The organism is Bacteroides sp. HF-4919, assembly GCF_018860125.1.
In genome coordinates this window covers 111738-137828 of the sequence record NZ_JAHKNF010000009.1, presented here as the reverse complement: position 1 = coordinate 137828, position 26091 = coordinate 111738, and the positions used below count along the sequence as shown (strand labels likewise).

At 44.0% G+C, this 26091-nt stretch carries 21 protein-coding genes and 2 tRNA genes; 12 read left to right on the top strand and 11 right to left on the bottom strand.

Features of this window, described 5'->3' with window-relative positions:
- Window positions 1-210: 210 nt before the first annotated feature.
- From KO473_RS16090 to KO473_RS16070, 5 genes are all read right to left on the bottom strand, one after another.
- On the bottom strand, window positions 211-1533 hold the full coding sequence (locus KO473_RS16090) for a TolC family protein (RefSeq protein WP_032537736.1): 1323 nt from the start codon (window positions 1531-1533) through the stop codon (window positions 211-213).
- A 48-nt stretch (window positions 1534-1581) separates the two neighbouring features.
- Window positions 1582-2682 (bottom strand): efflux RND transporter periplasmic adaptor subunit, encoded by a 1101-nt coding sequence (locus KO473_RS16085; protein WP_005823031.1) that lies wholly within the window; start codon window positions 2680-2682, stop codon window positions 1582-1584.
- A 109-nt stretch (window positions 2683-2791) separates the two neighbouring features.
- On the bottom strand, window positions 2792-4036 hold the full coding sequence (locus KO473_RS16080) for an ABC transporter permease (RefSeq protein ID WP_005823029.1): 1245 nt from the start codon (window positions 4034-4036) through the stop codon (window positions 2792-2794).
- Between the two features lie 2 nt (window positions 4037-4038).
- Window positions 4039-5298 (bottom strand): ABC transporter permease, encoded by a 1260-nt coding sequence (locus KO473_RS16075; RefSeq protein ID WP_005823027.1) that lies wholly within the window; start codon window positions 5296-5298, stop codon window positions 4039-4041.
- Window positions 5299-5312: 14 nt separating this feature from the next.
- On the bottom strand, window positions 5313-6029 hold the full coding sequence (locus tag KO473_RS16070; protein ID WP_005823025.1) for an ABC transporter ATP-binding protein: 717 nt from the start codon (window positions 6027-6029) through the stop codon (window positions 5313-5315).
- Window positions 6030-6207: 178 nt separating this feature from the next.
- Here KO473_RS16070 and KO473_RS16065 point away from each other — a divergent pair, with 178 nt between their 5' ends.
- Window positions 6208-7188 (top strand): ROK family protein, encoded by a 981-nt coding sequence (locus KO473_RS16065; protein WP_005823022.1) that lies wholly within the window; start codon window positions 6208-6210, stop codon window positions 7186-7188.
- A gap of 1372 nt (window positions 7189-8560) precedes the next feature.
- Here KO473_RS16065 and KO473_RS16060 read toward each other — a convergent pair.
- Window positions 8561-9805 carry a MutS family DNA mismatch repair protein gene (locus KO473_RS16060; protein ID WP_005823018.1) on the bottom strand — a complete coding sequence of 415 codons (1245 nt, stop codon included), beginning with the start codon at window positions 9803-9805 and terminating at the stop codon, window positions 8561-8563.
- A gap of 163 nt (window positions 9806-9968) precedes the next feature.
- Here KO473_RS16060 and KO473_RS16055 point away from each other — a divergent pair, with 163 nt between their 5' ends.
- On the top strand, window positions 9969-11891 hold the full coding sequence (locus KO473_RS16055; RefSeq protein ID WP_005823016.1) for a biosynthetic peptidoglycan transglycosylase: 1923 nt from the start codon (window positions 9969-9971) through the stop codon (window positions 11889-11891).
- 542 nt (window positions 11892-12433) lie between these two features.
- Complete coding sequence (locus KO473_RS16050) at window positions 12434-12787, top strand: hypothetical protein (RefSeq protein ID WP_032531754.1); 354 nt, start codon at window positions 12434-12436, stop codon at window positions 12785-12787.
- Between the two features lie 598 nt (window positions 12788-13385).
- Here the strand turns inward: KO473_RS16050 and KO473_RS16045 are convergent.
- From KO473_RS16045 to KO473_RS16030, 4 genes are all read right to left on the bottom strand, one after another.
- Window positions 13386-14282, bottom strand: a complete 897-nt coding sequence (locus KO473_RS16045; protein ID WP_005823011.1) for a hypothetical protein — start codon at window positions 14280-14282, stop codon at window positions 13386-13388.
- A gap of 9 nt (window positions 14283-14291) precedes the next feature.
- Window positions 14292-14960, bottom strand: a complete 669-nt coding sequence (locus tag KO473_RS16040) for a DUF4476 domain-containing protein (protein WP_005823008.1) — start codon at window positions 14958-14960, stop codon at window positions 14292-14294.
- A 14-nt stretch (window positions 14961-14974) separates the two neighbouring features.
- Window positions 14975-15604, bottom strand: a complete 630-nt coding sequence (locus KO473_RS16035; RefSeq protein ID WP_005778861.1) for a DUF4476 domain-containing protein — start codon at window positions 15602-15604, stop codon at window positions 14975-14977.
- Window positions 15605-15706: 102 nt separating this feature from the next.
- A complete protein-coding gene (locus tag KO473_RS16030) occupies window positions 15707-16546 on the bottom strand; it encodes a S1 RNA-binding domain-containing protein (protein WP_005823003.1) in 840 nt (279 codons plus the stop codon).
- Window positions 16547-16766: 220 nt separating this feature from the next.
- On the opposite strand from KO473_RS16030, the gene KO473_RS16025 reads away from it, so the two are divergent.
- On the top strand, window positions 16767-17768 hold the full coding sequence (locus KO473_RS16025; protein WP_005778865.1) for a malate dehydrogenase: 1002 nt from the start codon (window positions 16767-16769) through the stop codon (window positions 17766-17768).
- A 402-nt stretch (window positions 17769-18170) separates the two neighbouring features.
- On the opposite strand, the gene KO473_RS16020 is transcribed toward KO473_RS16025, so the two are convergent.
- Window positions 18171-18908, bottom strand: a complete 738-nt coding sequence (locus KO473_RS16020; RefSeq protein ID WP_005810725.1) for a potassium channel family protein — start codon at window positions 18906-18908, stop codon at window positions 18171-18173.
- 218 nt (window positions 18909-19126) lie between these two features.
- Here KO473_RS16020 and gadC point away from each other — a divergent pair, with 218 nt between their 5' ends.
- The 8 genes from gadC to KO473_RS15980 all read left to right on the top strand — a co-directional run bounded on the left by gadC (window position 19127) and on the right by KO473_RS15980 (window position 26028).
- Complete coding sequence (gene gadC, locus KO473_RS16015) at window positions 19127-20713, top strand: putative glutamine/gamma-aminobutyrate antiporter GadC (protein ID WP_122130399.1); 1587 nt, start codon at window positions 19127-19129, stop codon at window positions 20711-20713.
- 393 nt (window positions 20714-21106) lie between these two features.
- Window positions 21107-21179, top strand: a tRNA-Phe gene (locus KO473_RS16010).
- 12 nt (window positions 21180-21191) lie between these two features.
- Window positions 21192-21264: transfer RNA gene (locus tag KO473_RS16005), tRNA-Pro, on the top strand.
- 363 nt (window positions 21265-21627) lie between these two features.
- Entirely contained in the window at window positions 21628-22101 is a 474-nt protein-coding gene (locus tag KO473_RS16000; RefSeq protein WP_005778877.1) for an arginine repressor, read from the top strand.
- 33 nt (window positions 22102-22134) lie between these two features.
- The gene (locus KO473_RS15995; RefSeq protein ID WP_005778879.1) at window positions 22135-22713 is read left to right on the top strand and encodes a GNAT family N-acetyltransferase; all 579 of its coding nucleotides are present in this window, start codon (window positions 22135-22137) and stop codon (window positions 22711-22713) included.
- Window positions 22714-22726: 13 nt separating this feature from the next.
- Window positions 22727-23932, top strand: coding sequence for an argininosuccinate synthase (locus KO473_RS15990; RefSeq protein WP_122130400.1), 1206 nt, complete (start codon window positions 22727-22729; stop codon window positions 23930-23932).
- The gene (gene argC, locus KO473_RS15985) at window positions 23929-24897 is read left to right on the top strand and encodes an N-acetyl-gamma-glutamyl-phosphate reductase (RefSeq protein ID WP_005778883.1); all 969 of its coding nucleotides are present in this window, start codon (window positions 23929-23931) and stop codon (window positions 24895-24897) included. The genes KO473_RS15990 and argC overlap by 4 nt, the downstream gene beginning before the upstream one ends.
- Window positions 24898-24903: 6 nt before the next feature.
- Window positions 24904-26028 carry an aspartate aminotransferase family protein gene (locus KO473_RS15980; protein ID WP_032542905.1) on the top strand — a complete coding sequence of 375 codons (1125 nt, stop codon included), beginning with the start codon at window positions 24904-24906 and terminating at the stop codon, window positions 26026-26028.
- Window positions 26029-26091 lie beyond the last annotated feature (63 nt).

Below are 26091 nucleotides of genomic sequence, written 5' to 3'. Positions count from 1 at the left end.
CACTAACAGAATACGCTAATCCGGTACTGGTAATTGTGGAGTCATAAAATCGACACTACCCACATAACTAACCAATGCCGTGCAAGCGCAAAGCAGACAGGATAGGAGAGTATCAAAAGTCTTTTCACCACGGAGTAACACAGAGTAGCATAAAACCGCTAATAATCGATAACTTAAAATCATCCCTGTGTTACTCTATGGTGAGTTTTCTTACTCAATGGGTTGTCCTTTGTAGAAGTCCAGAATCTTTGTACGGAACAGATAGTCATATTTGGCTTGAATCCGGTCGGACAATGCTTTGGTGAGATTCAGCTTAGATTCATTGTATTCAACCGAGGTGGCTTTTCCATTATCGAATTTCTCGCTCATCAGACGGAAGGATTCCTGATTGGCCTCTACGGCCGATTCACTTGACTTAAACTTGCTTTCGGCAGCTATGGCATTATACCATGCTTGTTGGATTTCTTTGTATAACACCTTCTTGGTATTGTCCAGTTGCAATGCCAGATTGGTTTGTTGCAGGCGTGCAGTGCGTACGCGGTTACGGGTGGCCAGACGATTGAATAAAGGTATGTTCAGACTGAATCCGGCATATTTATTCAGGTTGTTCTTCATTTGATTGCCAAAACTTGAACCGGCACTACCATTTACTGTATAGAAGTTTGTACCTAATCCCGCAGAGAAGGACAATTGCGGATAGTAACTGCTCTTTGCTATGCGGACATTCTTTTCGCTACCTTCAAGACGATATTCAGCTGCTTTGATGCCCGGTTTGTAGAGCATGGCCTGGTTATAGATTTCGTCGGGTGAAGTAAGGGGAGAGAATTCCAACTCCGTATCCGGTGTGGCAAGTGAGAAGTTCTCCGGAGTCGGAAGTTCGAGCAATTGGCTTAAGTCAAGTAAAGCTAACCGATAATTGTTATCTGCCTGCACGGCGCTCATCTCATCTTGTGCAACGCGCGCTTTGGCTTCGGCAACTTCAGCGGGAGAAGCTTTTCCCACTTCGTGCAAGCGTGTGATGCGGTTCAGCTGTTCTTTGCTGAGTCCCACCTGGCTTTGTGCCACTTTACTTAACTCTTGATTAAAAAGTACTTGCAGATAAGCGGAGGTGACGTTGATCGCCAAATCTTCTTTCGCTTTATTCAGGTCTTCGATTGCTGCTTTCAGGTTTAATTTGGTAAGCGCATACTGGTTCGGTAGTTCCAGACCGGTGAATAAAGGAATATTCGTACCCAAGCTAAAGCTACTACTACCGCTGTTGATGTCATTATAGGTGTTATCTACCGGTGATGCTGTACGTCCCCAACTCCAGTTTTGTGAAGCGCTACCGCTAAGGTTGGGCAGGCGTGCCCATTTGGCGGTATTTACGTCCACTTTACTCTGTTCGGCCGAGTTTGCCGTTTGTTGCACATTGATGTTATGCTCAATGGCATAATCGATACACTGGCGCAAAGTCCATCCTTCCTGCGCCTGTACGGTGTAAGCGGACAGGCCGGTCATTATCAGTAAGGTGATTAATATTTTATTTCTCATATTATGCATTGTTGGTGGTTCATATTTTCCCTCTATTATGCGAGAGGATTATTTGACTTTCTTTTCCGAAGCTCTTACTTTTTCTTTTCCGGTCAGGCCTTCTTTGATTTCCAGTTTGATACCATCACTCATACCGGTTTTAATCTGGCGGCGTTCAAACTTCTGTTCAGGTATGCTGTCGGTCATTACCCATACAAATGTACTGTCACCGCTGAATTCGATTACCCCCTCGGGAACTGCCAATACTTTCCGGGCACGCTGCAGCACAATTTCTGCGTTAGCAGAATATCCGGAACGGATTTGTACAGAGTCCGGTGCATGAACAGCCGCTTTAATTTCAAATTGATTGGCTCCGTTCTCTTCTACACCTTTCGGAGAAATATATTCCAGTTCGGCATCGAATGTGAGATTTTGCAGGGCCCCGATAGTAAGTTTCACCGGCATGCCTTCATGGATGCGTCCCACCTCTGTTTCGTCAATCTTACCTTTGAAAATCAAATCGTTCATATTAGCTACTGTGGCAATAGTTGTACCATCATTAAATGTATTACTCATAATTACCGAGTTACCTACTTTGATCGGTACATCCAGAATCAATCCGTCGATGGTCGAACGAATTAATGTACTGCTGAATGAAGCACTGTTTTTGGTGATACCCTCTTTGATAATCTCCAACGCGTCTTTTGCCGTCTGCAGTTCTTCCCGTGCTTTCTTTATTTCTACTTCGCTTTTTTCAAACTCCTCTTTACTGATTAGCTTATCATTATAGAGTTTCTTGATGCGTCCGAAGTCGGTTTCGGCTTGAGCCGCACTGATTTCTGCCACGCGTACACGGCTTTCGGCTGAGTTTAATTGTCCCAGTTCCGGTATGACTTTTACTTTAGCGATTACCTCACCTTGCTTAATGGTCTGTCCGGCCTCTTTATATACTTCGGATATGATACCCGATATTTGCGGTTTAATGAGTACTTCATCTCGCGGTTCTACTTTACCGGTGGCCACTGTGGTCTTTTCCAGGTCGGCAACTTCCGGGATAACGGTTTCATATACGGTTGTTTTAGGCTTTGATTTCTGGTACAGGAAAATGAATGTCCCAATGAAGATGGCGGCTACCACTACCAGTAATGTAATTTTCAGATACTTTTTCATCTTGTTTTATATTTTGAATTATTATTTTCTATTCTTGAGTGTGTATTTTTTGTTAATCGATACTATCTTGTCGTCCTTTTTGTGTAGGAGGTGAAGAAAGAACTGTATTTTATTCATCCCTGATAGCTTCTATGGGTCGGATGGCCATTGCCCTGTAAGCGGGTGCCAGTCCGGCGAGTAGCCCCAGAGTCACCAGTAACAGGCAGGTTCCGATGGCCATGCCAAAAGACACTTGGAAGTGAGAATAATGGTCTTTACCGGAGTTGACACCTATTTCCATTAATTGTAAAATCAATACACCAAAAGAGATGCCTGCCATGCCTGCTATGGTAGTCAATACCATACTCTCCGATAAAATCTGTTGTAGAATATCTTTCGGACGGGCGCCAATGGCGCGTCGTATGCCTATTTCGGTAGTTCGCTCCTTTACCGTCACCATCATGATGTTCGATACACCGATGGCACCCGCCAACAGAGTACCCAGCCCTACCATCCAGATCAATACATGGATACCGGTAAACAGATTATCCATCATCGAGAACATGGCTTCCGCATTCAGTTTCATAACCGCCTGTTTATCATCCGGCGATATATAATGTGCTTTTTTAAGGATAGCTTCTATTTCCGGTTCGAGATCGCTCACTTTTTTCCCGGGTTTCACGGTATAACATATCACGTCGATACGTTTTCCCATATTGTAGGCTTGTTGCATTGTGCTGAAAGGTAATACAACGGCTTCAGAAGCCCGCCCTTGGATATTCATGTTTCCTTCGGATACACACATGCCTATCACTTGGTAGTAAATTCCGTCTACTCGTACGTATTTGCCACAAGGGTCTTCGCCCGGATTGAAAAGGCTTTCGTAAACACGTTTGCCGATCACGCAGACTTTACGTCCTTCACGTACGTCTACATCATTAATAAACCTTCCGTAAGCCATATCTTGATTTTCAATCTTGGCGTAGTCCGGATAGAGTCCTTTCACACTGCAGTCGTATTTCTTCTCTCCGAAAATGGCTGTCGAGCCCCAGCGGGCTATCGACGGAGTAATTACATCGATATCTTTTACTTTCTCACGGATTTCTTCCACATCTGAGTTTTCAATATCCCAATAGCGTCCTTTACGGAATCCTTTGTAAGCCTCTCCGGTTTTCTGCGAGGCCATAAATCCTGAGTTGGTGGCAAAGCCTTCGAACTCAGCTTGCATCATATCCTGCATCCCTTGTCCGCCCCCCATCAGGGCTATCAGCATGAAGATACCCCAGAATACTCCGAATGCCGTCAGCAGGCTTCTTGTTTTGTTTCTTGTTATCGTGACGAGGATTTCCTCGCACGTATCCATATCTACTCTCATAATCAATCTGCTCTAAGTGCTTCAATAGGTCTGATACTCACTGCTTTCTTGGCCGGGAAAAAGCCAGCCAGCGTTCCCGCAACAACCAAAGTCAGGGTGGCTTGTATCGCAATGCTGATGTCCACCGTCGGATTCAGGAATACGGTTTCCGAAAACATTCCTACATCTACGGTTTGTTCTCCGGCCACATTATTCATCCATTCGGTAGCTGCGATTCCGGCTACCATTCCAATGTATCCGAACAGTGTTGTGATGGTCACACTCTCCACGATGATCAGCCACAAAATGGATAATGGCTTAGCGCCCAATGCCTTGCGGATACCGAATTCACGTGTCCTTTCTTTTACTGTAATCAGCATGATGTTCGATACACCTACAATGCCACTCAGCAAGGTGAAGATACCGATCACCCAGATAGCTGTGCGCAGGATACCCATAGCGTTTTGCGATTGAAGATAGTTGGTAAAGCGGTTCCATATCCACAGTGCGCTGTTGTCCGATGGGTCGAAACGGTGTTTGGCTCCCATTATTTTACGATAGGCTGCCTCAAATGCTTCGTTCGACTCCATAGTGGCGAGTCCTTTGGTTGTGAAAGTCAGGTTATTCAGTTTATCACCTTTATTGTAAATTACCTGTAGGGTGGAGAAGGGAATATAAGCCTCGCTGCTTCCCTGATCGCCCGGATCGGTGTAAAGCCCCACTACCTGATAAGAGACTCCACCGGCATTCACAAACTTTCCGATAGGTTCTGTTTTGCTTTTTCCGAAAAGGATTTCAGCCGTTTTTGTATGCAGTACAATCACTTTCCGTCGTTCTTTGAGGTCAATGTCATTGATGAACCGTCCATCTGTCGATTTTACGGATTCCACTTCGGTAAAGTTCGGATATACACCTTCCAGTGAAAGATTAACATACTCCTGTCCGTAACTCAGGTTTACATTACTTTGCCATTGACTGGCACCCACACTGATAATATTGTCACTGAAGTGCTCCATGGTGGCATCCAAGTCCTTATTGTCCAACTGGATGCGTCGTCCTTCTTTTAATCCGTCGTAAGGTTTTCCTGTCCATCCCGGATATATTTTTATGGAATTCAGCGCCCGTGACGATGATGACTTCTCAAAAGCATGGATCAATCCGTTTCCAGCTCCCAACAGCACTATTAGCATGAAGATGCCCCATGCTACAGCAAATCCGGTCAGGAACGTACGAAGTTTGTTCCGTTTGATGGTACCATATATTTCTTGCCAAATATCAATCATATCTGTATTTGTTTTTATTTCATGTATCCATCCTTGCCGAATGGTGAGGCATCATGATTCAAGTTCTCTTCAATCCGTTCGATTATACCATCTTTGATATGGATAATTTTATCGGTCTGATTGGCAACTCCACTTTCGTGGGTGACTACGACAATGGTCATTCCAGTCTTGTGCAGGTCCTTCAGGATTTGCATCACCTCTACAGAAGTCTTACTGTCTAATGCACCGGTCGGTTCGTCCGCCAGAATAATCTGAGGCTGTGTAATCAGGGCACGGGCAATGGCTACACGCTGTTTTTGACCGCCGCTCATTTCATTGGGCATGTGATGCGCCCAATCCTTGAGTCCCAGCTTGTCGAGATACTCCATAGCCATAGCATTGCGCTTTTTCCGGCTCACCCCCTGATAAAACAGAGGCAGTGCAACGTTTTCTACTGCATTTTTAAACGAAATCAAGTTGAACGACTGGAATATGAAACCGATCATTCGGTTTCGGTACTCGGCGGATTTAGTTTCGCTCAGGTTCTTAATTAACACGTTGTTGAGGTAATACTCTCCGTCATCGTAATTATCCAATATACCTAATATATTAAGTAAAGTAGATTTGCCGGAACCTGATGCGCCCATGATGGAAACGAATTCCCCCCGTTCGATATTGAGATTGATGCCTTTGAGTACATGGAGGGGGGCCCCGTTGTTGTAGGTTTTGTTGATGTCTTTTAAGTGTATCACAGTTTCATCTATTTAGTTTCAAATTTCTTATGATTTGTTCTATTAGACGCACAGTTGATACAAAAAGTTGCAAACAAAGTGAACTTTTTTAAAAAAAGATTTTGTAGACTCAATCTTCTTTACGTAATTTGTGTGCAATAAACATTTAATATTAACTAACCCTTTAAATAAGAGTATCATGAATTCAAGCATGGAGAAGCCCTATGTGGTGGGTATTGACATTGGCGGAACAAACACTGTCTTTGGAATTGTTGACGCGCGCGGAACTATTATAGCAAGCGGTGCAGTGAAAACTCAAGTATATCCTACAGTAGAAGAATATGCAGATGAAGTATGCAAAAATCTTCTGCCGTTGATCATTGCAAATGGCGGGGTGGATAAAATAAAGGGTATCGGCATTGGCGCTCCTAATGGGAACTATTATACCGGAACCATTGAATTTGCTCCTAACTTGCCTTGGAAAGGTGTATTGCCGTTGGCTTCTATGTTCGAAGAACGCCTGGGTATACCGACTGCGTTGACAAACGATGCGAATGCTGCCGCAGTGGGCGAAATGACTTACGGAGCTGCCCGCGGCATGAAAGATTTTATCATGATTACTCTGGGAACAGGTGTCGGTAGTGGTATCGTTATCAACGGACAGGTGGTTTACGGTCATGACGGTTTTGCAGGCGAACTCGGGCACGTGATTGTTCGTCGTGACGGACGTATCTGTGGTTGCGGACGCAAAGGCTGTCTGGAAACTTACTGCTCGGCTACAGGTGTGGCACGCACTGCACGCGAATTCCTCGCTGCACGTACCGATGCCAGCTTGTTGCGTAATATCCCGGCTGAGAGCATTGTATCGAAAGACGTATACGATGCGGCTGTACAGGGAGATAAACTGGCTCAGGAGATTTTCGAATTTACAGGTAATATTCTGGGTGAAGCATTGGCAGACGCCATTGCTTTCTCGAGCCCTGAAGCTATTATCTTGTTCGGTGGTTTAGCAAAATCGGGTGATTACATTATGAAGCCGATTATGAAGGCCATGGAGGATAACCTTCTGAATATTTACAAAGGTAAAGCTAAATTGCTTGTTTCTGAGTTGAAAGATTCCGATGCTGCTGTGCTGGGTGCCAGTGCATTGGCTTGGGAACTAAAAGACTTGAGAGACTAAGCGCCCTCTTAAAGTGATTATTTAACAGAGAGCTCCGGAATTACTTCCGGAGCTCTTTTTGTCTGTGTGAAGGAGGGACTTCAGAATGTTCTCCAATATCTTTTTGTCAGAAATGTCTTTTTGTATTTTCTATCAGTTTAAAGCGGGCATATTCCGATTTAAGTCAGAGCTTGGTAGGAAAAATGAATTTTGGCCGACTCCCGTCAGATCAAAAAGATGCCTTGCCGAGCTAACTTTTTGTTAGAAGAAAGAAAAATCCTTCCATTTTGCTTTATATGATAGTAAAATTTGTGGTTTGTCTTCGAAATGCTACTTAGAGAACCTCTCTCCAACCGAAGCTAATAAGTGAAAGATAGCTTTGATTTTAGACTATTAATAACCTCTTTGGAAGAAGTTAATGATTTGTTTCGACTTTATTAATAAAAGACTTAGACGTTATTAACAAAAGACTTAGACGAAATTAATAATCTCTTTCGTCTTTTTTTGCATATATAGTCTCATAATGATCAAATTCTGCATAAATACTCTTTTCTTATTCTTTTTTTATGCACAAAAATCTACAGAAGCTTTTTATTAGAGGAAGGAGTGGTTAGCAAATAGATCGAAAAGAGAATATAGTGGTTTGATTTTATAAAATTTAGTGTCTTTCTGTATTGATGTACAAAAGGGGCTATGGACTACGATGAGCAATATGAAGGCGGTACTAACAAAACACACCCTTATTTTTTACTCTGTTACCCACACAAAATAAAGGGCGAAATTCACATTCCACCCCTTATCAATCAAAATTACAATCTAAGAGTAAGTTATGTCACGACTGGATCACTCACCCGTTTATCCCAGAACAAGTAATGTGCCAAACCAATAACCACCTAATTATCAGTATATATACAAATTCACAAGATGTTCAGCAATGGACATTTCACTTACATTAGCGGACATTTCATTTCAGAAAAAAAGAAAATACATACCTTGCTCATCCTCTTTTGCTTTTTTTTCATGCCTTGCAGTATTTTTGGTTTGCTAAATCATATGTTCACGATGAGCAGGTATCAGAAAAACGGAATGTCCGGAAAGTATAACCTCCGGAATGAAATCGTGGAAGAAAACGGGCAAGGACAATCCTACTCCGGGTATCTACGAAAAGCGTTGCATGACTATCCAAAACCTGATGGCAAAACGCCAAAGTAGGGACCGGACATGCCGGCACACGCGACTGGACAAGTTACCGATGGAACCAAAAACCGATTCAGGAATGCCATCGGACCGGACAAACCGGTATACCTTCTTCACCGGTGAGAAACAAGAGGGTGGACAGCCCATAAAGACAAATTGTAGTGAAAGTCAAGGTTACGGACTACTTACATTATCTTCAGAAGCCGGCAAGTTCTCTCTTCACAATCCAGTATCCGACCCTGGACTCCGAAATACCCGGCTTCACTTTATGATTACATATCAGTTCGTCATCCATTATGGCAGACTCCAGATAATAAAAGCAACAAGAATCGTCTCCATCCAGCCTCCGAGCCAGTTCTATGATATGCGTGGATATCAGGAAACGGCTGTGAATTTTCCCCCTGAGCACTTCGGTCACGGCTACCGATGCTTCAAAAGCATCCCGTGCATTGGTCCCCCTGAACAATTCGTCGAACAGCACAAAACAATGGTTACCTTCATTAATCTGTTGCAACACCTCTTTCACCCGCAGTACTTCCGCATAAAAATGACTGCGCCCATCCCTTAACGAATCCGGAAGATTGATAGAAGTAAAAATACCATCAAACACCGGACAGACCATAGAAGAAGCAGGCACCGGAAATCCGGCATGAGCCAGCCATACGGCGGACGCTATCGCTTTCAAGGTCGTGGATTTACCGGCCATATTTGATCCTGTAAAAATACAGATATTCCCATTCTCCATATCCCAGTCGTTCTTCACCGCATCTTTCACCTGAGGATGGTAAAAGTCACGAAGCACAAATTTGCCATCGGTCGTAAACGTAGGAAAACACCATCCTTTCGCAACAGCCGTACGGTGCATGGTACGGATGGCATCCAATTGATATACAATCGAAAGAAGATCAGCAATGGTATGGTTGCGCCGATAGCGGAAAATATAATCCAGTCGGTCAGTCCGATAAAAACCGTCCTCCTGTCCGCAGGATTCTACCATTTTGCCCAACTCCGTAGCCTGATAAGTCTCCAGGACAGTAGCTACCATGCTGCGGATTAACCGGGGAGAAAGTTCGGTCACATGATCCGCAAAAATCTTCAGTTCCAGCAAAACATTTTCAAGCAACTTTGTTCCTCTCTGAATGATATAGCGTTCGGGAGTACTTCTGAACACCCTGAAAGCACGTGATAAAACAGATTCCAGATAAGTAACCCTTGTCGGACGGTCTCCCTGACTAAGATAAAACTCTATAAAATCCAACTCTTCCCGACAAATACGTATTTCGGGGAAGTCCGGACACCGGATTGCCTCCTGCCTTTCATGCAGCATCTGCCAATCGGATATGGGATGGGTTACCCAATCTTCCAAGCACCTCTTTCCTCCGTCACTTTCCGTCATGTCAAAGAGCGAGAAAAGAGTTTTCTCTCCGTACGTACTCTCCATCACTCCTAAGTCATTGAGAGTCTGTCTATCTGTTCGTAGTTGTTTCACGGTATCTCATATGATCGATTTCTCAAAGATAGAATATTTTTCCGGAAAGAGCATCATCCATCCTCCCGGAATTGTATAACTTTGCAGCCGATAAATCCGTAGTTTACATATCATAATGGGAAAATATCGTACGAAAGGGAGCATCGCTCTCATCATTACAGGAAGTGTCCTGATCCTTGTTCTGACAGGTTTATATTGGGGACGCAACGGAATTCTCTGCCGAATGGTTGGCAAGCGGATACTGCGCACCGAACAAAAATACGGATTATCCATCCGCTACGATGCCTTGCGAATGAAAGGGCTGAACGAAATCGAGCTGAGCAATCTTTCCGTAGTCCCTGACAAGCGGGACACCCTCCTCACCCTGCATGCCCTGAACATGCGCCTCAGCTTCTGGAAACTGCTACGCGGAAAGATCGAAGTACGCAACGTAACCGCCGACCGGCTGAAAGTTTCATTCATCAAAGCAGACAGCACAGCAAATTATGACTTCCTCTTCCTGAAAAAGGAACAGGAGGTACCGGCCGGTTCGGCACAAGCCGACTATGCCCACAGAGTGAACAGGATACTGAACCTGCTCTATGGTTTCTTACCCGAAAACGGAACACTGCGTCAAGTCGACGTCAGCGAACGGAAAGACCGTAACTTCGTAGCTATCCGCATCCCGCAATTAAGCATACGGCAAAACCATTTCAACTCCGATATCGAAGTACAGGAAGATTCGGTAAGCCAACATTGGACCACCTGTGGAGAGGTAAACCGAAGCCACCACACGCTAAAAGCCGAACTTTATGCACAGCATAAAGAGAAAATCGCCCTCCCCTATCTCAAACGCCGTTTCGGTGCGGACATTCGCTTGGATACCCTTACCTATAGCCTGACTGAATCGGAAGGAAACAGCGGTCAGATTATACTGACAGGACAAGCAGCAGTCAACGGACTTGAAGTGTATCACAAAGCTCTTTCCCCTCAAACAGTCAATCTGGACCGCGGACAAATATCCTACCGGGTGCTTGTGGGTAAAGAGTTCGCCGAACTGGACAGCACAACCTTGGTGCAATTCAACCAGATGCAGCTTCATCCTTATCTGAAAGCTGAGAAGAGAGAACACCAATGGCACTTCACAGCAGCTTTAAACAAGTCCTGGTTTCCGGCAAACGAACTTTTCGGCTCACTCCCCAAAGGACTATTCAGCAATCTGGAAGGGATAAAGACGGACGGCGAACTGTCCTATCATTTCTTGCTGGATGTGGACTTTGCCCTACCGGACAGCCTGAAGCTGGAATCGGAACTAAAAGAGAGAAACTTCCGCATCGTGAAATACGGAGCCACAGACCTTGGTAAAATGTCGGAAGAGTTTATCTATACGGCTTACGAAAACGGACAGCCGGTACGCACTTTCCCCATAGGCCCCTCTTGGGAACATTTCACGCCACTGGACAGCATCTCTCCACTATTGCAAATGTCTGTGATGCAAAGTGAAGACGGAGCTTTCTACTATCACCGGGGCTTTCTTCCCGATGCCATGCGTGAAGCATTGATACAAGACCTGAAAGTGAAACGTTTTGCCCGTGGGGGAAGTACTATCACCATGCAGCTGGTAAAAAACGTATTCCTGAACCGGAACAAAAACATAGCCCGGAAACTGGAAGAAGCCCTGATCGTCTGGCTGATAGAAACGGAACGTCTCACTTCCAAAGACAGGATGTACGAAGTATATCTGAACATAGTGGAATGGGGGCCGCTTGTCTACGGAGCACAGGAGGCTGCTGCCTACTACTTTAAAAAACGCCCGTCTCAACTGACAGCCGAGGAGTCCATCTTCCTGGCATCCATCATTCCGAAGCCCAAGCATTTCCGAAATTCGTTCACCGGTGACATGAAACTGAAAGAAAACCTGGAAGGCTATTATCGATTGATAGCCGAACGACTGGCAAAAAAGGGAGTTATCAGCGAAGCGGCGGCGGACAGTATCCGCCCGGAGATAAATGTGACCGGCGAAGCAAGGAAAGACTTGGAGAGAGACAGCATACAGTAATTTATCAGATACCAAAAGCAGAATAGGGGGGAAACTCACCACAGAGGACACAGAGTGAATTTTAAGTCATTGATTAGTAAAGTTGTTAATCTGTGATAATCTATGTGGTGAAAAGGCTTTTGACACATCCCCATCCTAACTGATTTATCTGCTAAGAGAGCATTTACCGACACAGAACCGTTATTTCTTTGTTAAGTCCCCCTATACAAAGGGTATTCAGCAAACAATTCCACCGCAAAAAGTGTTTCATTGTACATTTTTTAGCCGTTTGCTATGGTAATTCAAAAATTATCACCATCTTTGTGGTGAACTATTATCAATTTTTTGTTGGCGAAACTAAGAGATACATCTCTTTGTTTTAAACTGGCTACGGGCGTATTACATGTATATGTCCGTAGCTTCAGGATAAAGACGGCTCTGCCCCCGTGTCTAATTCCGTAATGGGTTAGCATATGTTATTTCTTTGTTTCGCATCGAAATTGATATAGTTCAGCGGGTCAGCAGGGCCGTTCATTTTTCCCTGCCCGATATACGTTTGAGCTATGGGCAAACAATCTACTATCAAAATCTTGTCTTTCCACCGGCGCAGAACCAACGCAAACGGTTGGTATCGGTTGGATTTTATTTTTCAGCGAGGTAAAAAGATTCTGCATTATACACTCTCTACGCGGGATTATGAATATTCAGAGTGTTTCTGTTCACCTTCCCATATAGAACGTGCAGACATGATTGTCTTTGTAGCCGAACTTCTTTTAGAAATTCATAAAGTGAAATATTCGTGCCTGAAACGTACACCAAGCCAGGCGTATGCCACTTCCAAATATATATCCCGGATCAATCAAATATGCAAAAAGAACCATTATCACAAAACGCCTGTCATTATAGACGGGCTATAGTACTTTGATCTTTCATAATAAATTCTCTTTTATAATTGACTTTAAATCTAAATCCGACTCACCAAACCAGTTAACTCGTCGAACCGCTGCCACTCTACCCCCCGGAGGACAGCGGTTCTTTTTCTTTCATTTAACCAGTTCACATGAATCGTTTCTCTATTCTATTTCATATTTAATCATCTAATTATCAATATTTAATCATCCATGTCGGTATCTTTATCTCGTCCCGTATACCTGGGCTTATAAGCCCAGGTATACGGACTCATGGGCACGTGTACCCGGGCTCATGGGCACGCCTGCCCGAAACCGGATGCAGATTGCACCATTTCCGGTTAAACAACAAGGGAAAACGAAATGCTTTAAGAGGTGTATTTGCTTAAGCAAGGCGTATCTTTCGGCTGATGACCAGCATTTTACGCCTTACTTTTGCCTTAAAACAGTAGGTGGAAGATGGAAGATACGGGTGGAAGATAAAGGACTGAAAAATGCGATCTTCCACCCGGATATCTCTTTGATTATCAGAATAATAAACGCAAAAAGGTGGAAGGTGGAAGATGGAAGATCGAAATGCAGACAAATAAAATTCGTCGAACTGACGTTATTTATCCCGGCTCCCTCTTTCCGACGAGCGGGAAGAAGAACTACGGCTACTGCCTGAAGCAGAATTTCCACTGCCGCGTCTGCTTGAAGAAGAACGCTCAGAGACTGAACTTCGGGTGCCATTATTACTCTTCACCCTCTCCTGGCTCCGGCTACTACTGCGTCTGCTATCCGTACGTTCAGGAGTCACCCTATTGGGAGTTGCTGAACTCCTCGGAGTCACCCTGTTTTTATCTCGTGAGGCAGAACTTTCCCTCCGCACATCATTCCTCCGCACATCATCTCTCCGTGCCGAATTAGGACGTATAGCTACCGTACCGAAATCGGAACGACGGTGCGTGTTATAATTCCGGTGATCTCTTATGCTGTGGGAACCGGAATAGAAATCATGCCGGTAACGTCCGCGATAATAGCTGTTGTGATAGTGCGTACGATAGTGTCCGCCGCAATAACTGCTATAGTGGTAAGGCTTTCCGAAATAGAAGTGGTTATGGTTTGTATACCGGATATAGACCCGGAAGCTCCAGCCTCCGCCATTGGCGTAAATCGGGCGATAGAAATAATCTACCCCTATAAAACGCCGATATTGTGAAGCAGTCAGCACCCATCGTAAGTCATCGTTACGAATATCCAACGTGCGATAGTATTTATCGAGCGCCCACTCTTCTCCCCGCATCACATCGTCCATCAGATAACGGATGGAGTAAACAAAATCATAATTGATTTCGTATACATCATTATATTGTCCCGTACTCAGGTTCAATTCATAGGCCATCTTGTCGGTAAGGAAACGAGTCTCCTTACGAATGCGGCTATTACTCATGGCAGCCATGCTCACACTACTTACAGCAGTGATTCCGATGGCCAGAAAGAATATCAGTACTCGTTTCTTCATATCTCAAGTCTATTTAGTTCTATTATAATTCTTCACAAAATCCTTCACAGTACTTTGATTCGACAGGAAGTCCAGTTCATCTACTGCTATGGAGAAGTTATCTTTATCCACTACACTCGGGTAAAGTATCTTCAGCACCTTAGTGCGGTCATCATCAAAGCTATAAAGTTTTATCAGTCTACGGCATTGCTCTGAAGTAAACCCGGTAGAACTCGCTGCTTTTTCGATAAAGTCCGTCCTGTCCGAGTCGAATGTTTTACTCTTTGCATCATTCAGGAAGCGGGCAAATTCATCATTTCTCATTGCCCTGTAGCTATAGGAATGCCCCACTTCCGAAGCGGAAACTGTACCGCCAATACCTAAAGAGAAAGATGGAGCGGGAGGAACAGTGGGTGCACCGTCCTTGAACGAATCCAGCCCTATGACACGGTTGTCTATAAAGTTAACGCAAATCACCGAAGGCCCTGCTTTGGAAAGGTACCCGCGATATTCCCACTCTTCCATGCCACCATCAAAGCGTCTGTAGTTCGGTTCTCCAAGAATGGTTTTCACCTCTTGTTGCGTCATTCCTTTCTGAATACCCATCAGTTGGCTGTTCCTGAAATCTGCCAACAGGCTGGCACAACTACTCATGACAACGAGCAAGAGTAGTATTGCTGAAACATGTATCTTTTTCATAATTTATATAGGTTTTAGTTACGTTGACTATGGTATTTTCTCACAAATTCGTTCATCTTATTTTTATCGGACTGAAAGGTCAGACTCTCAATAACCAGATAAAAATTCGGTTTATCAACAATCCGCGGATACATGGCCTGCATCAGCTTTATTTTTTCACTGTCGAAACTGAACAATTTAACCAACTGGAGGCATTGATCGGAAGTAAAGCCGGTAGAGACAAGCGTAGTCTCGATCAGTTTATTGCGGTCAGAATCGAAAGGCTTATCTTTCACTGTTCTCAGAAAGCGGTCGAACTCTGCACGGTTCATCACCACATCATATCCGTATCCGGGACGCCCCTCTCTACCTACCCGGATATCCCGTATGTTCATACCGGGATTTGACACCCATTCCTGAAACAACAAATCTCCTTTTACACTCTGTCCGGTGCGCGGGATATAGCGCGCGGCATATACCTCTATGCGGTGTCTGCCCGAATAGTTGGCTATGAAGCAAGTCTCTGTCGGCGTGCATATCTGTTCGCCATCCATAAAGACAAGAATCGCCTCACCTGCACTCTGGATATTTATTCCGCTGATTCTTCCGGCTTGTGCCATAAATGCAGCGAACAAGAAACAAAGGGTTATGATTACTTTTCGCATATCGTTTAGTTTTTATTGTTTTTAATATCACAAAAATAGGGTGAGGAAACTCCCCACCCTAATGATTCTGTCTATTCATACGTAGGGTTTTCCCTATTCAGTTTAGGGACGAACCAACTCGATTCCGTCTTCGTGGAGCAGGATCAGACGTTTCTTATATAAGTCGCCAACGGCTTTCTTGAATGTCTTCTTACTGACACCGAAAACATCGTAAATCTCTTCGGCGGGGCTCTTGTCATTCAATCCGATCCGTCCGCCGTGGTCTGCAATATAGTGGTAAAGTGTTTTTGAGAAATCATCAACTTTCTCAAAACCCGGTTTCTGGAGAATCAGGTCTATCTTGCCGTCTTCGCGTACCTGCTTAATATATGCTTTCAGCGTATCGCCCGTATGTAAGGTCTGAAAGATCTCACTATCATACAGCAAACCACTGTACATATTCTCAATGATCGCCTTAAACCCAAGGTCCGTCTTCTGCCAGATAAGTATGTTCACCTCTTCGCCCGGCTGATAAGGAGCTTTCTCTTTGGACAAATAGCGGTCTACCTTGGCTGAAGCTACGATGCGGAAACTTTCATCATCAATATGGGCATGGATGATGTATTTATTCCCTACCTGCATCTTCATCTTCTGCTCGCTGAAAGGAACAAACAAATCTTTCATCAACCCCCAGTTAAGAAAAGCTCCGAACTGGTTGACCCACGATACTTCCAGACAGGCAAACTCCCCTACTTGTACCAAAGGTGTCAATGTAGTGGCTATTAACCGTTCTTCATTATCCAGATAAAGGAAGACGTTCAACCAGTCTCCCACCTTACAATCTTCGGGTACATAGCGGGTGGGCAACAGGATTTCTCCCTCTTCTCCGCCATCCAGATACATACCGAAATCGACCTGCTTGACTACCTCAAGCTGGTTGAATTTTCCTAATTCAATGCTCATAATCTTCATTCTGTTTACTGCAAAGATAAATAAAAAACAGACGTAAGAATGATTAGCCGCCGAAAAACATATTGCCGCATCTGCTTGTTATCATTGGCAAATGATAACTTTTCATTATAGCGCAAAACTTTTTTCGATAAACAACCTGCACATAAACAAGTTATCTTTGCATCGGAAACAAAAAAACAAAGCAATTGTCGAATTAAAAAAGATATAAATTATGGAATTCTTAACCAACGAAAAACTTACGATTGTAGGAGCTGCCGGAATGATTGGCTCTAACATGGCACAGACTGCCTTAATGATGAAACTGACTCCGAACATCTGCCTGTACGACCCCTATGCACCCGCTTTGGAAGGTGTGGCCGAAGAGTTGTATCACTGCGCGTTCGAGGGGGTAAACCTGACCTACACTTCAGATATCAAAGAAGCTTTGTCGGGAGCCAAATACATTGTGTCATCCGGTGGTGCTGCCCGTAAAGCAGGCATGACCCGTGAAGACTTGTTGAAAGGTAACGCAGAAATCGCAGCCCAGTTTGGTAAAGATATCCGCCAGTATTGCCCGGATGTGAAACATGTGGTCGTAGTGTTCAATCCTGCCGATATCACCGGACTGATTGTACTGCTCTATGCCGGCTTGAAACCGTCACAGGTATCCACACTGGCCGCTCTGGACAGCACCCGCCTGCAAAACGAACTGGTGAAGTACCTCCATATCCCCGCATCCGAAATTGTAAACTGCCGTACATATGGCGGGCACGGAGAACAGATGGCCGTATTTGCTTCTACCACTAAAGTACAAGGTGAAGCGCTGACCAAGATCATCGATACTCCACGCATGCCTATGCAGGATTGGGAAGATCTGAAAGTACGCGTTATTCAAGGTGGAAAACACATCATTGATCTGCGCGGACGCTCTTCATTCCAAAGCCCGGCTTATCTGTCTATCGAAATGATTGCGGCAGCCATGGGCGGACAACCTTTCCGCTGGCCGGCAGGCACTTATGTATCTGACAAGAAGTTCGACCACATCCTGATGGCAATGGAAACTTCCATCACCAAAGAAGGCGTTAGCTATAAAGAAGTACAAGGTACTCCTGAAGAGCAGAAAGAAATGGAAGAGAGCTACGCTCACTTATGCAAACTGCGTGATGAAGTGATAGCTATGGGTATCCTTCCGGAAATCAATAAATGGCACGAGCTGAACAAGCATATAAATTGATGACATCATACAAAGTTTAATTAGTTGGAATACTGCCTGTCTGCCATATGCGGATGGGCAGTATTTTTAGTTTTATCCGGAAAACATAGAGTTGGGCGACCGCCTCAGTAACACTGATAACCAACAGATTATATTTACCTGAATTTCCCCTTTCTATGTAAAACCATTTACCCCGGCATGTAAAAGCATTTACCTCGGTATGTAAAAGCATTTACCTCGGTATGTAAAGCCATTTACCCCGGTACGTAAAAGCATTTACCCCGGTATGTAAACGGAACCGGCATTCGACGTGACAGATGCCCGCCCATAGGGTACGCACTCCAATGACGCATTCTCCGAATAGAGCTATTTCCCTTTCTCTATATCAACTCCCGTCCCTGCGGGACAGAGAGCTGAAAAGCCTTACTTTTGTTTACTGTCATCGGCCGCCTCCAACTGCTTGTAATATTCTTCTTTCTCTTTATTCTTCTTCTGAATCAGACTAGTGACATAAACAGTAAAAATCGGGAACATCATCATACCCAGTGCAGCCAGCAGCACCGAGAGTACACGTCCCGTCACGGTGACGGCAATGATGTTGGAACCAACCGTAGTCACATCCATAAATGCCCACCAGAGCGCATCTCCGTAACCGGTCACCAGCGGGTTGACTTTATGCTCAAGCACAAAGAAAGCCAGACTGGAAAAATAGACAGTGGCAAGCAGCATAGTCAAATAAGAGACAAACAGACCGGAAGCCTTATTATAAGTGAGCCAACCTACCACAATGGCCATCGCATACCCCCCCCGTACTAAGGGAACGAAACGAATCATATAAGTCACTTCGGGAGAGAAAGTCCATCCCATATACGATATAATATTCTGGTAGGGTATCGCCACCAGCAGGAAAATGAAGTGTGTACTGAGATAGTGCCATTTGTTTTTCGAAAGAAACAATTCGAGAATAAAGTCGAACAGGAACAAGACACAAATCCACAACTGGACTTTCATATATACCGACTGAGTATAAAAAGGGATGCCCTTGAATGTATCAATCGAAATACTGATGACCAGAAAAAGAGAAAGCAGCAGGATGATGACATGCAGAATGCCGTAGATCCCTTTCTTCCGTAAAGAAAAATCAGAAAGAGCCATTTTCATAAGCACTGATATTTTATGGGTTATTTTTAATTATGCAAAAGGAACAAGAGTCATACACGATTTGTTTGATATCGAATCAAGATCAGGAGAAAAACCGGTTTTCTCACTCTTGGCCGATGTTAATTAACCAAGTTTGACGTTAGTAAACTGAAACATCTTACGTTAAACGTTGTTATAGACACTGACTTAAAAATATTTTTCACTTAAAACCTTAACTTATGGCAAATATTAAACAAGCAGTGAAACTAGGGGTATTCACCCTGGCGATCATGAACGTAACGGCAGTAGTATCCCTACGTGGACTTCCTGCCGAGGCCGTATATGGAATGAGTTCGGCCTTCTATTATCTTTTCGCAGCTATCGTATTCCTTATTCCGACATCACTCGTTGCGGCGGAATTGGCTGCCATGTTCCAAGACAAACAAGGTGGTGTGTTCCGTTGGGTAGGCGAAGCATACGGAAAAAAATTAGGATTCCTTGCCATCTGGTTACAATGGATTGAAAGTACCATCTGGTATCCTACAGTGCTCACCTTTGGTGCTGTTTCCATAGCTTTTATCGGAACGAATGACGCACACGATATGACGTTAGCCAGCAATAAGATTTACACCTTAATCGTTGTTTTAATCATCTATTGGTTAGCCACATTCATCTCTCTCAAGGGTATGGGATGGGTTGGTAAAGTAGCGAAAGTTGGCGGACTTGTAGGAACTATTATTCCTGCAGCTCTTTTAATTATTCTCGGCATCGCTTATTTAGCAACAGGAGGACATTCCAATTTGGATTTCCACAGCAGTTTTTTCCCGGATCTCACAAACTTTGATAATGTTGTACTGGCTGCCAGTATCTTCTTGTTTTATGCCGGAATGGAGATGGGCGGCATTCATGTGAAAGACATGCAAAACCCTTCAAAGAACTATCCTAAGGCCGTATTCATCGGTGCTTTGATCACAGTTATTATCTTCGTTTTAGGAACTTTCTCACTGGGTATCATCATCCCGGCAAAAGACATTAACCTGACACAGAGTTTACTTGTAGGTTTCGATAATTACTTCAGATATATCCATGCCTCCTGGTTATCACCAATCATCGCCATCGCCCTTGCATTTGGTGTGTTGGCAGGTGTATTGACATGGGTTGCCGGTCCGTCAAAAGGTATCTTTGCCGTAGGTAAGGCCGGTTATATGCCCCCGTTCTTCCAGAAGACCAACAAACTGGGTGTACAGAAAAACATTCTGTTCGTTCAGGGTGGTGCTGTTACCGTATTGAGCCTTTTGTTTGTGGTTATGCCTTCCGTACAGAGTTTCTATCAGATTTTGTCACAGTTGACAGTTATTCTTTATCTGGTGATGTACTTGCTTATGTTCTCCGGCGCCATCTATCTGCGCTATAACATGAAGAAGGCCAACCGTCCGTTCCGTATCGGTAAGAAGGGTAATAGTTTAATGTGGATTGTAGGCGGCCTGGGCTTCCTTGGCTCATTGCTGGCATTCATCCTCAGCTTCATTCCGCCCAGCCAAATCTCTACCGGCAGCAACACTGTATGGTTCTCAGTATTGATCATCGGCGCACTGATCGTAGTGATTGCTCCGTTCATCATCTACGCAGCAAAGAAACCATCATGGGCCGACCCCAACAGTACTTTTGAACCCTTCCACTGGGAAGCACAAGCCAAACCACAAGCAGCTCCCGTTACTGCAACAGTATCCGGTCCGGCTGTAAGCGGTGCTAACACTTCTACCAATACTACTTCTGCACCGTCAGCAGGTTCTGCTCCTTCTGATAAGGACACTCCGCAAAAGTAAAGTTAAAAGGAAATATCTATCTACCTGAATGAAAGAGGTTGTATCCGGAGATTTAATCTAAATTCTACCGGATACAACCTCTTATTTCTTTGGAGAAACCATTCAGGATGTCAAAGGAAGAGTAAACCTTTATTTTACTAAAAATGACTACATTTAAAAAAAACTTTCCTCCTAATAATACAGATGGCAAGTTATGTCCCCAATTAACGCCCTGTCCTATGTATAGAAACGTATCAATTAATGTCATTTTCATCAGAAATGTATATTATATCCATCTTAAAGTCCGGAAGAGAAAGATGCTCTTCACCTCGTTTGAGCAAATATTTTATATTTTCTTTGCCAAACTATTGCAGTATTAAAAATTATACCTATCTTTGCACCCGCAATCACAAAGGTGCCATAGCTCAGTTGGTAGAGCAAAGGACTGAAAATCCTTGTGTCCCCGGTTCGATTCCTGGTGGCACCACTTTGCAGATAGCGGAATGTAGCGCAGTTGGTAGCGCACTACGTTCGGGACGTAGGGGTCGGGCGTTCGAGTCGCCTCATTCCGACATTCGCATAGACAAGCCGTTCAAATTGAGCGGCTTGTCTGTTTTTTTAAAGGAATAATTGAATTATATTAAAAACAACAGTTTTCCTAATCTTCCTTTCCATACAACTATCCACCTCCCAATCAGTTCTGATTCCATAGAAATATATCTTCACCTTATTTATATATCGCTTCTAATCAGAATTCAGCAATTCATAAAAACTACATAACCATTCAAGCATAGATATATTCATGCTACTATTTCTGCATATTTCTACAACACATGCTATGTTTATGTATAAAAAGAGTAAAAAAACAGCCTTTTATGCATACTATTTCCAAATTATTGCATACTTTTGCGCCATTCTTAGAATAATTATACAAGATGAAGAAGAAAGCAAACCGGTTAGATGCCATAAAAATGATTATCTCCAGTAAAGAAGTAGGTTCACAAGAAGAACTCTTGCAAGAATTAGGACAGGAAGGATTCGAACTGACACAAGCCACTCTTTCACGTGACCTGAAACAACTGAAAGTAGCCAAAGCTGCCAGCATGAATGGCAAATATGTATATGTATTGCCCAATGACATCATGTACAAACGGGTTGGCGACCAAAGTGCCAGTGAAATGTTAATGAATAACGGATTCATCTCCCTTCAGTTCTCCGGAAATATTGCAGTAATCAAAACCCGCCCCGGATACGCGAGCAGCATGGCTTACGACATTGATAACCGTGAGTCGGATACCATTCTGGGAACGATTGCCGGAGACGATACCATCATGCTGGTGCTGCGCGAAGGAGTGACTCCCACTGCCGTACGAAGTTTCTTGTCTCTCATTATTCCGAATATCAACTAACTAACAACAATTATACTCTACACTAAATCAAAAATGGACACTCAACAAATAGATGTTATGGTAGCCGACGCCTCGCATGAGGTTTACGTTGACACTATTTTGGAGACAATCAGAAACGCAGCAAAAGTACGCGGAACCGGAATAGCAGAACGTACACATGAGTACGTAGCCACCAAAATGAAAGAAGGAAAAGCAATCATAGCCCTCAGTGGAGATGTGTTTGCCGGATTTACTTATATTGAATCATGGGGAAACAAACAATACGTTGCTACATCGGGATTGATTGTACATCCCGACTTCCGGGGATTAGGATTGGCCAAACGTATCAAACAGGCCTCTTTTCAGTTGGCTCGTTTACGATGGCCGAGAGCTAAAATATTCAGTTTGACCAGTGGTGCGGCCGTGATGAAAATGAACACGGAACTGGGATATGTACCGGTCACATTTAATGAACTGACCGATGACGAAGCTTTCTGGAAAGGATGTGAAGGTTGCACTAACCATGAAATCCTGGTGGCAAAGAATCGTAAATTCTGTATTTGCACCGCCATGCTATATGATCCGGCAGATCCGCATAACATTAAAAAGGAACAAGAAAGAAATAACATTTAAAAAATACAGCACTATGGAACAGAAAAAGAAAGTAGTGGTTGCATTCAGCGGAGGTCTCGATACCTCGTTCACTGTAATGTACCTGGCTAAGGAAAAAGGATATGAAGTGTACGCTGCATGCGCCAACACAGGCGGTTTCAGCGAAGAACAACTGAAGCAGAACGAAGAGAATGCCTACAAACTGGGTGCTGTGAAATATGTCACCCTCGATGTCACTCAGGAATACTACGAAAAGAGTTTGAAATACATGATATTCGGCAACGTACTGCGTAATGGCACTTACCCGATTTCTGTTAGCTCCGAACGCATCTTCCAGGCACTGGCCATTGCACGTTATGCCAAGGAGATTGGTGCAGAAGCCATTGCACATGGTTCTACCGGAGCAGGAAACGACCAGATTCGCTTTGACATGACTTTCCTTGTCATGACTCCAGGTGTAGAAATCATTACGCTGACTCGTGATATGGTCCTAAGTCGTCAGGAGGAAATCGATTACCTGAACAAAAATGGTTTCGAAGCCGACTTTACGAAGCTGAAATACTCTTATAACGTCGGATTATGGGGTACTTCCATCTGTGGAGGAGAAATTCTGGACAGCGCACAGGGATTGCCCGAAACAGCTTATCTGAAACAAGTCACCAAAGAAGGTAGCGAACTACTGCGTCTTGAATTTAAAAACGGTGAGCTTCATGCTGTAAACGGTGAAGTCTTTGAAGACAAGATTGCAGCCATCCAGAAGGTGGAAGAAATAGGTGCAGCTTACGGTATTGGTCGTGATATGCACGTAGGAGATACCATCATCGGCATTAAGGGACGTGTTGGATTTGAAGCAGCTGCCCCGATGCTTATCATCGGCGCACACCGGTTCCTCGAAAAATATACGCTGAGCAAATGGCAACAATATTGGAAAGACCAAGTAGCCAACTGGTATGGCATGTTCCTTCACGAAAGCCAGTATCTGGAACCGGTAATGCGTGATATTGAAGCAATGCTACAGGAATCTCAGCGCAATGTAAACGGTACTGCAATCCTTGAACTCCGCCCCTTGTCATTCTCCACCGTTGGTGTAGAGTCACAAGACGATCTGGTAAAAACCAAATTTGGTGAATATGGAGAAATGCAAAAGGGTTGGACAGCCGAAGACGCTAAAGGCTTCATCAAAGTAACTTCTACCCCGCTACGTGTTTACTATGCTAACCATAAAGACGAAGAAGTATGATAAAAGCAGGAATAATTGGCGGAGCAGGATACACGGCAGGCGAACTTATCCGCCTGCTTATCAACCATCCCGAAACCGAAATCATATTCGTTAACAGTACCAGTAATGCCGGAAACAAAATTACCGATGTGCATGAAGGACTTTACGGAGAGTGCGATCTGGTCTTTACCGACGAACTCCCGTTAGAAGACATCGATGTGCTTTTCTTCTGTACCGCCCATGGAGATACAAAGAAATTTATAGAAAGTCACAACATTCCGGAGGATCTGAAAATCATTGATTTATCAATGGACTACCGCATTGCTTCACCGGATCATGACTTTATTTATGGCCTGCCGGAATTAAATCGCCGTGCAACCTGCACAGCAAAACATGTAGCCAATCCGGGATGCTTTGCTACTTGTATCCAATTAGGATTACTTCCATTGGCAAAACATCTGATGCTAAACGGAGATGTAATGGTAAACGCTATTACAGGAAGCACAGGAGCAGGAGTAAAACCTGGAGCCACCAGTCATTTCAGTTGGCGAAACAATAATATGAGCGTGTACAAAGCTTTTGAACACCAACACGTTCCCGAAATCAGGCAATCACTGAAACAATTACAGAATAGTTTTGATTCAGAAATTGACTTCATCCCTTACCGGGGTGATTTTCCCCGCGGTATTTTTGCTACTTTAGTCGTAAAAACAAAGGTAGCATTAGAGGAAATTGTACGCATGTATGAGGAATATTATTCCAAAGACTCGTTTGTACACATCGTAGACAAAAACATAGACCTGAAACAGGTAGTAAATACCAATAAATGTCTGATTCACCTGGAAAAACACGGTGATAAACTATTGATCATTTCTTGTATTGACAATCTGTTGAAAGGTGCATCCGGGCAGGCAGTCCATAACATGAACCTGATGTTTAATCTGGAGGAGACGGTAGGCCTGCGCCTTAAACCCTCTGCATTCTAAAAAGCAATGAACCTATTTGACGTATATCCCCTTTTTGATATAAACATAGTAAAAGGAAAAGGTTGTCACGTTTGGGATGAAAACGGCACGGAATATCTGGATCTCTACGGAGGACATGCTGTCATCTCGATCGGACATGCTCACCCGCATTATGTTGACATGATTAGCAAGCAAGTGGCAACACTGGGCTTCTATTCAAATTCTGTAATCAACAAGTTACAGCAACAGGTAGCCGAACGTCTTGGAAAACTATCCGGATATGAAGATTACTCCCTATTCCTGATCAACAGTGGTGCCGAAGCAAATGAAAATGCACTGAAATTGGCCTCGTTCCATAACGGACGGACCAAAGTAATATCTTTCGGCAAAGCTTTTCACGGGCGTACTTCGCTGGCGGTAGAAGCTACAGATAATCCTAAGATTATAGCTCCGATCAATGCCAACGGGCATATAACCTACCTTCCGCTAAACGATACGGAGACGATGAAAGCCGAACTGGCAAAAGGAGATGTTTGTGCTGTCATTATTGAAGGCATACAAGGAGTAGGCGGTATCAAAATACCAACAACCGAATTCCTGCAGGAACTCCGTAAAGCCTGCACTGACAACGGCACAATCCTGATCTTGGACGAGATACAAAGCGGTTACGGACGTAGTGGCAAATTCTTTGCCCACCAGTATGCCGGAATCAAACCTGACATAATCACTGTTGCCAAAGGCATTGGAAACGGATTTCCAATGGCAGGGGTACTGATCAGCCCGATATTCACACCGGTATATGGCATGCTCGGGACTACTTTTGGTGGCAATCATCTGGCTTGCTCCGCTGCACTGGCAGTAATGGATGTCATTGAACAGGAAAAGTTGGTAGAAAATGCAGCCGACATCGGTACCTATCTGTTAGAAGAATTGAAAAAATTCAGAGAAATCAAAGAAGTTCGCGGATGCGGACTTATGATCGGAATGGAGTTCGACCAACCGGTAAAGGAAATCCGCAACCGCCTGATTCACGAACAAAAAGTATTTACCGGTGCCAGTGGTACGAATGTAATCCGTTTGCTACCTCCTCTCTGCCTCAGCAAGGCAGAAGCCGATGAATTCCTTGTCCGGCTAAGAAAAGTACTCGGTTAATAATCAGCATCCTTATAAGGAAAGTGAAAAAGTGAAAATACCTGCCACGTTTGCTCGTATTTT

Coding starts and splice junctions, on each gene's coding strand:
- KO473_RS15980 (WP_032542905.1), top strand. CDS start 24,904: ATGAACCTATTTGACGTATATCCCCTTTTTGATATAAACATAGTAAAA.
- KO473_RS16060 (WP_005823018.1), bottom strand. CDS start 9,805: ATGGAGAGTACGTACGGAGAGAAAACTCTTTTCTCGCTCTTTGACATG.
- KO473_RS16085 (WP_005823031.1), bottom strand. CDS start 2,682: ATGAAAAAGTATCTGAAAATTACATTACTGGTAGTGGTAGCCGCCATC.
- KO473_RS16065 (WP_005823022.1), top strand. CDS start 6,208: ATGAATTCAAGCATGGAGAAGCCCTATGTGGTGGGTATTGACATTGGC.
- KO473_RS16020 (WP_005810725.1), bottom strand. CDS start 18,908: ATGAAAATGGCTCTTTCTGATTTTTCTTTACGGAAGAAAGGGATCTAC.
- gadC (WP_122130399.1), top strand. CDS start 19,127: ATGGCAAATATTAAACAAGCAGTGAAACTAGGGGTATTCACCCTGGCG.
- KO473_RS16050 (WP_032531754.1), top strand. CDS start 12,434: ATGGGCAAACAATCTACTATCAAAATCTTGTCTTTCCACCGGCGCAGA.
- KO473_RS16045 (WP_005823011.1), bottom strand. CDS start 14,282: ATGAAGAAACGAGTACTGATATTCTTTCTGGCCATCGGAATCACTGCT.
- KO473_RS16035 (WP_005778861.1), bottom strand. CDS start 15,604: ATGCGAAAAGTAATCATAACCCTTTGTTTCTTGTTCGCTGCATTTATG.
- KO473_RS16040 (WP_005823008.1), bottom strand. CDS start 14,960: ATGAAAAAGATACATGTTTCAGCAATACTACTCTTGCTCGTTGTCATG.
- KO473_RS16075 (WP_005823027.1), bottom strand. CDS start 5,298: ATGATTGATATTTGGCAAGAAATATATGGTACCATCAAACGGAACAAA.
- KO473_RS16030 (WP_005823003.1), bottom strand. CDS start 16,546: ATGAGCATTGAATTAGGAAAATTCAACCAGCTTGAGGTAGTCAAGCAG.
- KO473_RS15990 (WP_122130400.1), top strand. CDS start 22,727: ATGGAACAGAAAAAGAAAGTAGTGGTTGCATTCAGCGGAGGTCTCGAT.
- argC (WP_005778883.1), top strand. CDS start 23,929: ATGATAAAAGCAGGAATAATTGGCGGAGCAGGATACACGGCAGGCGAA.
- KO473_RS16080 (WP_005823029.1), bottom strand. CDS start 4,036: ATGAGAGTAGATATGGATACGTGCGAGGAAATCCTCGTCACGATAACA.
- KO473_RS15995 (WP_005778879.1), top strand. CDS start 22,135: ATGGACACTCAACAAATAGATGTTATGGTAGCCGACGCCTCGCATGAG.
- KO473_RS16000 (WP_005778877.1), top strand. CDS start 21,628: ATGAAGAAGAAAGCAAACCGGTTAGATGCCATAAAAATGATTATCTCC.
- KO473_RS16055 (WP_005823016.1), top strand. CDS start 9,969: ATGGGAAAATATCGTACGAAAGGGAGCATCGCTCTCATCATTACAGGA.
- KO473_RS16090 (WP_032537736.1), bottom strand. CDS start 1,533: ATGAGAAATAAAATATTAATCACCTTACTGATAATGACCGGCCTGTCC.
- KO473_RS16025 (WP_005778865.1), top strand. CDS start 16,767: ATGGAATTCTTAACCAACGAAAAACTTACGATTGTAGGAGCTGCCGGA.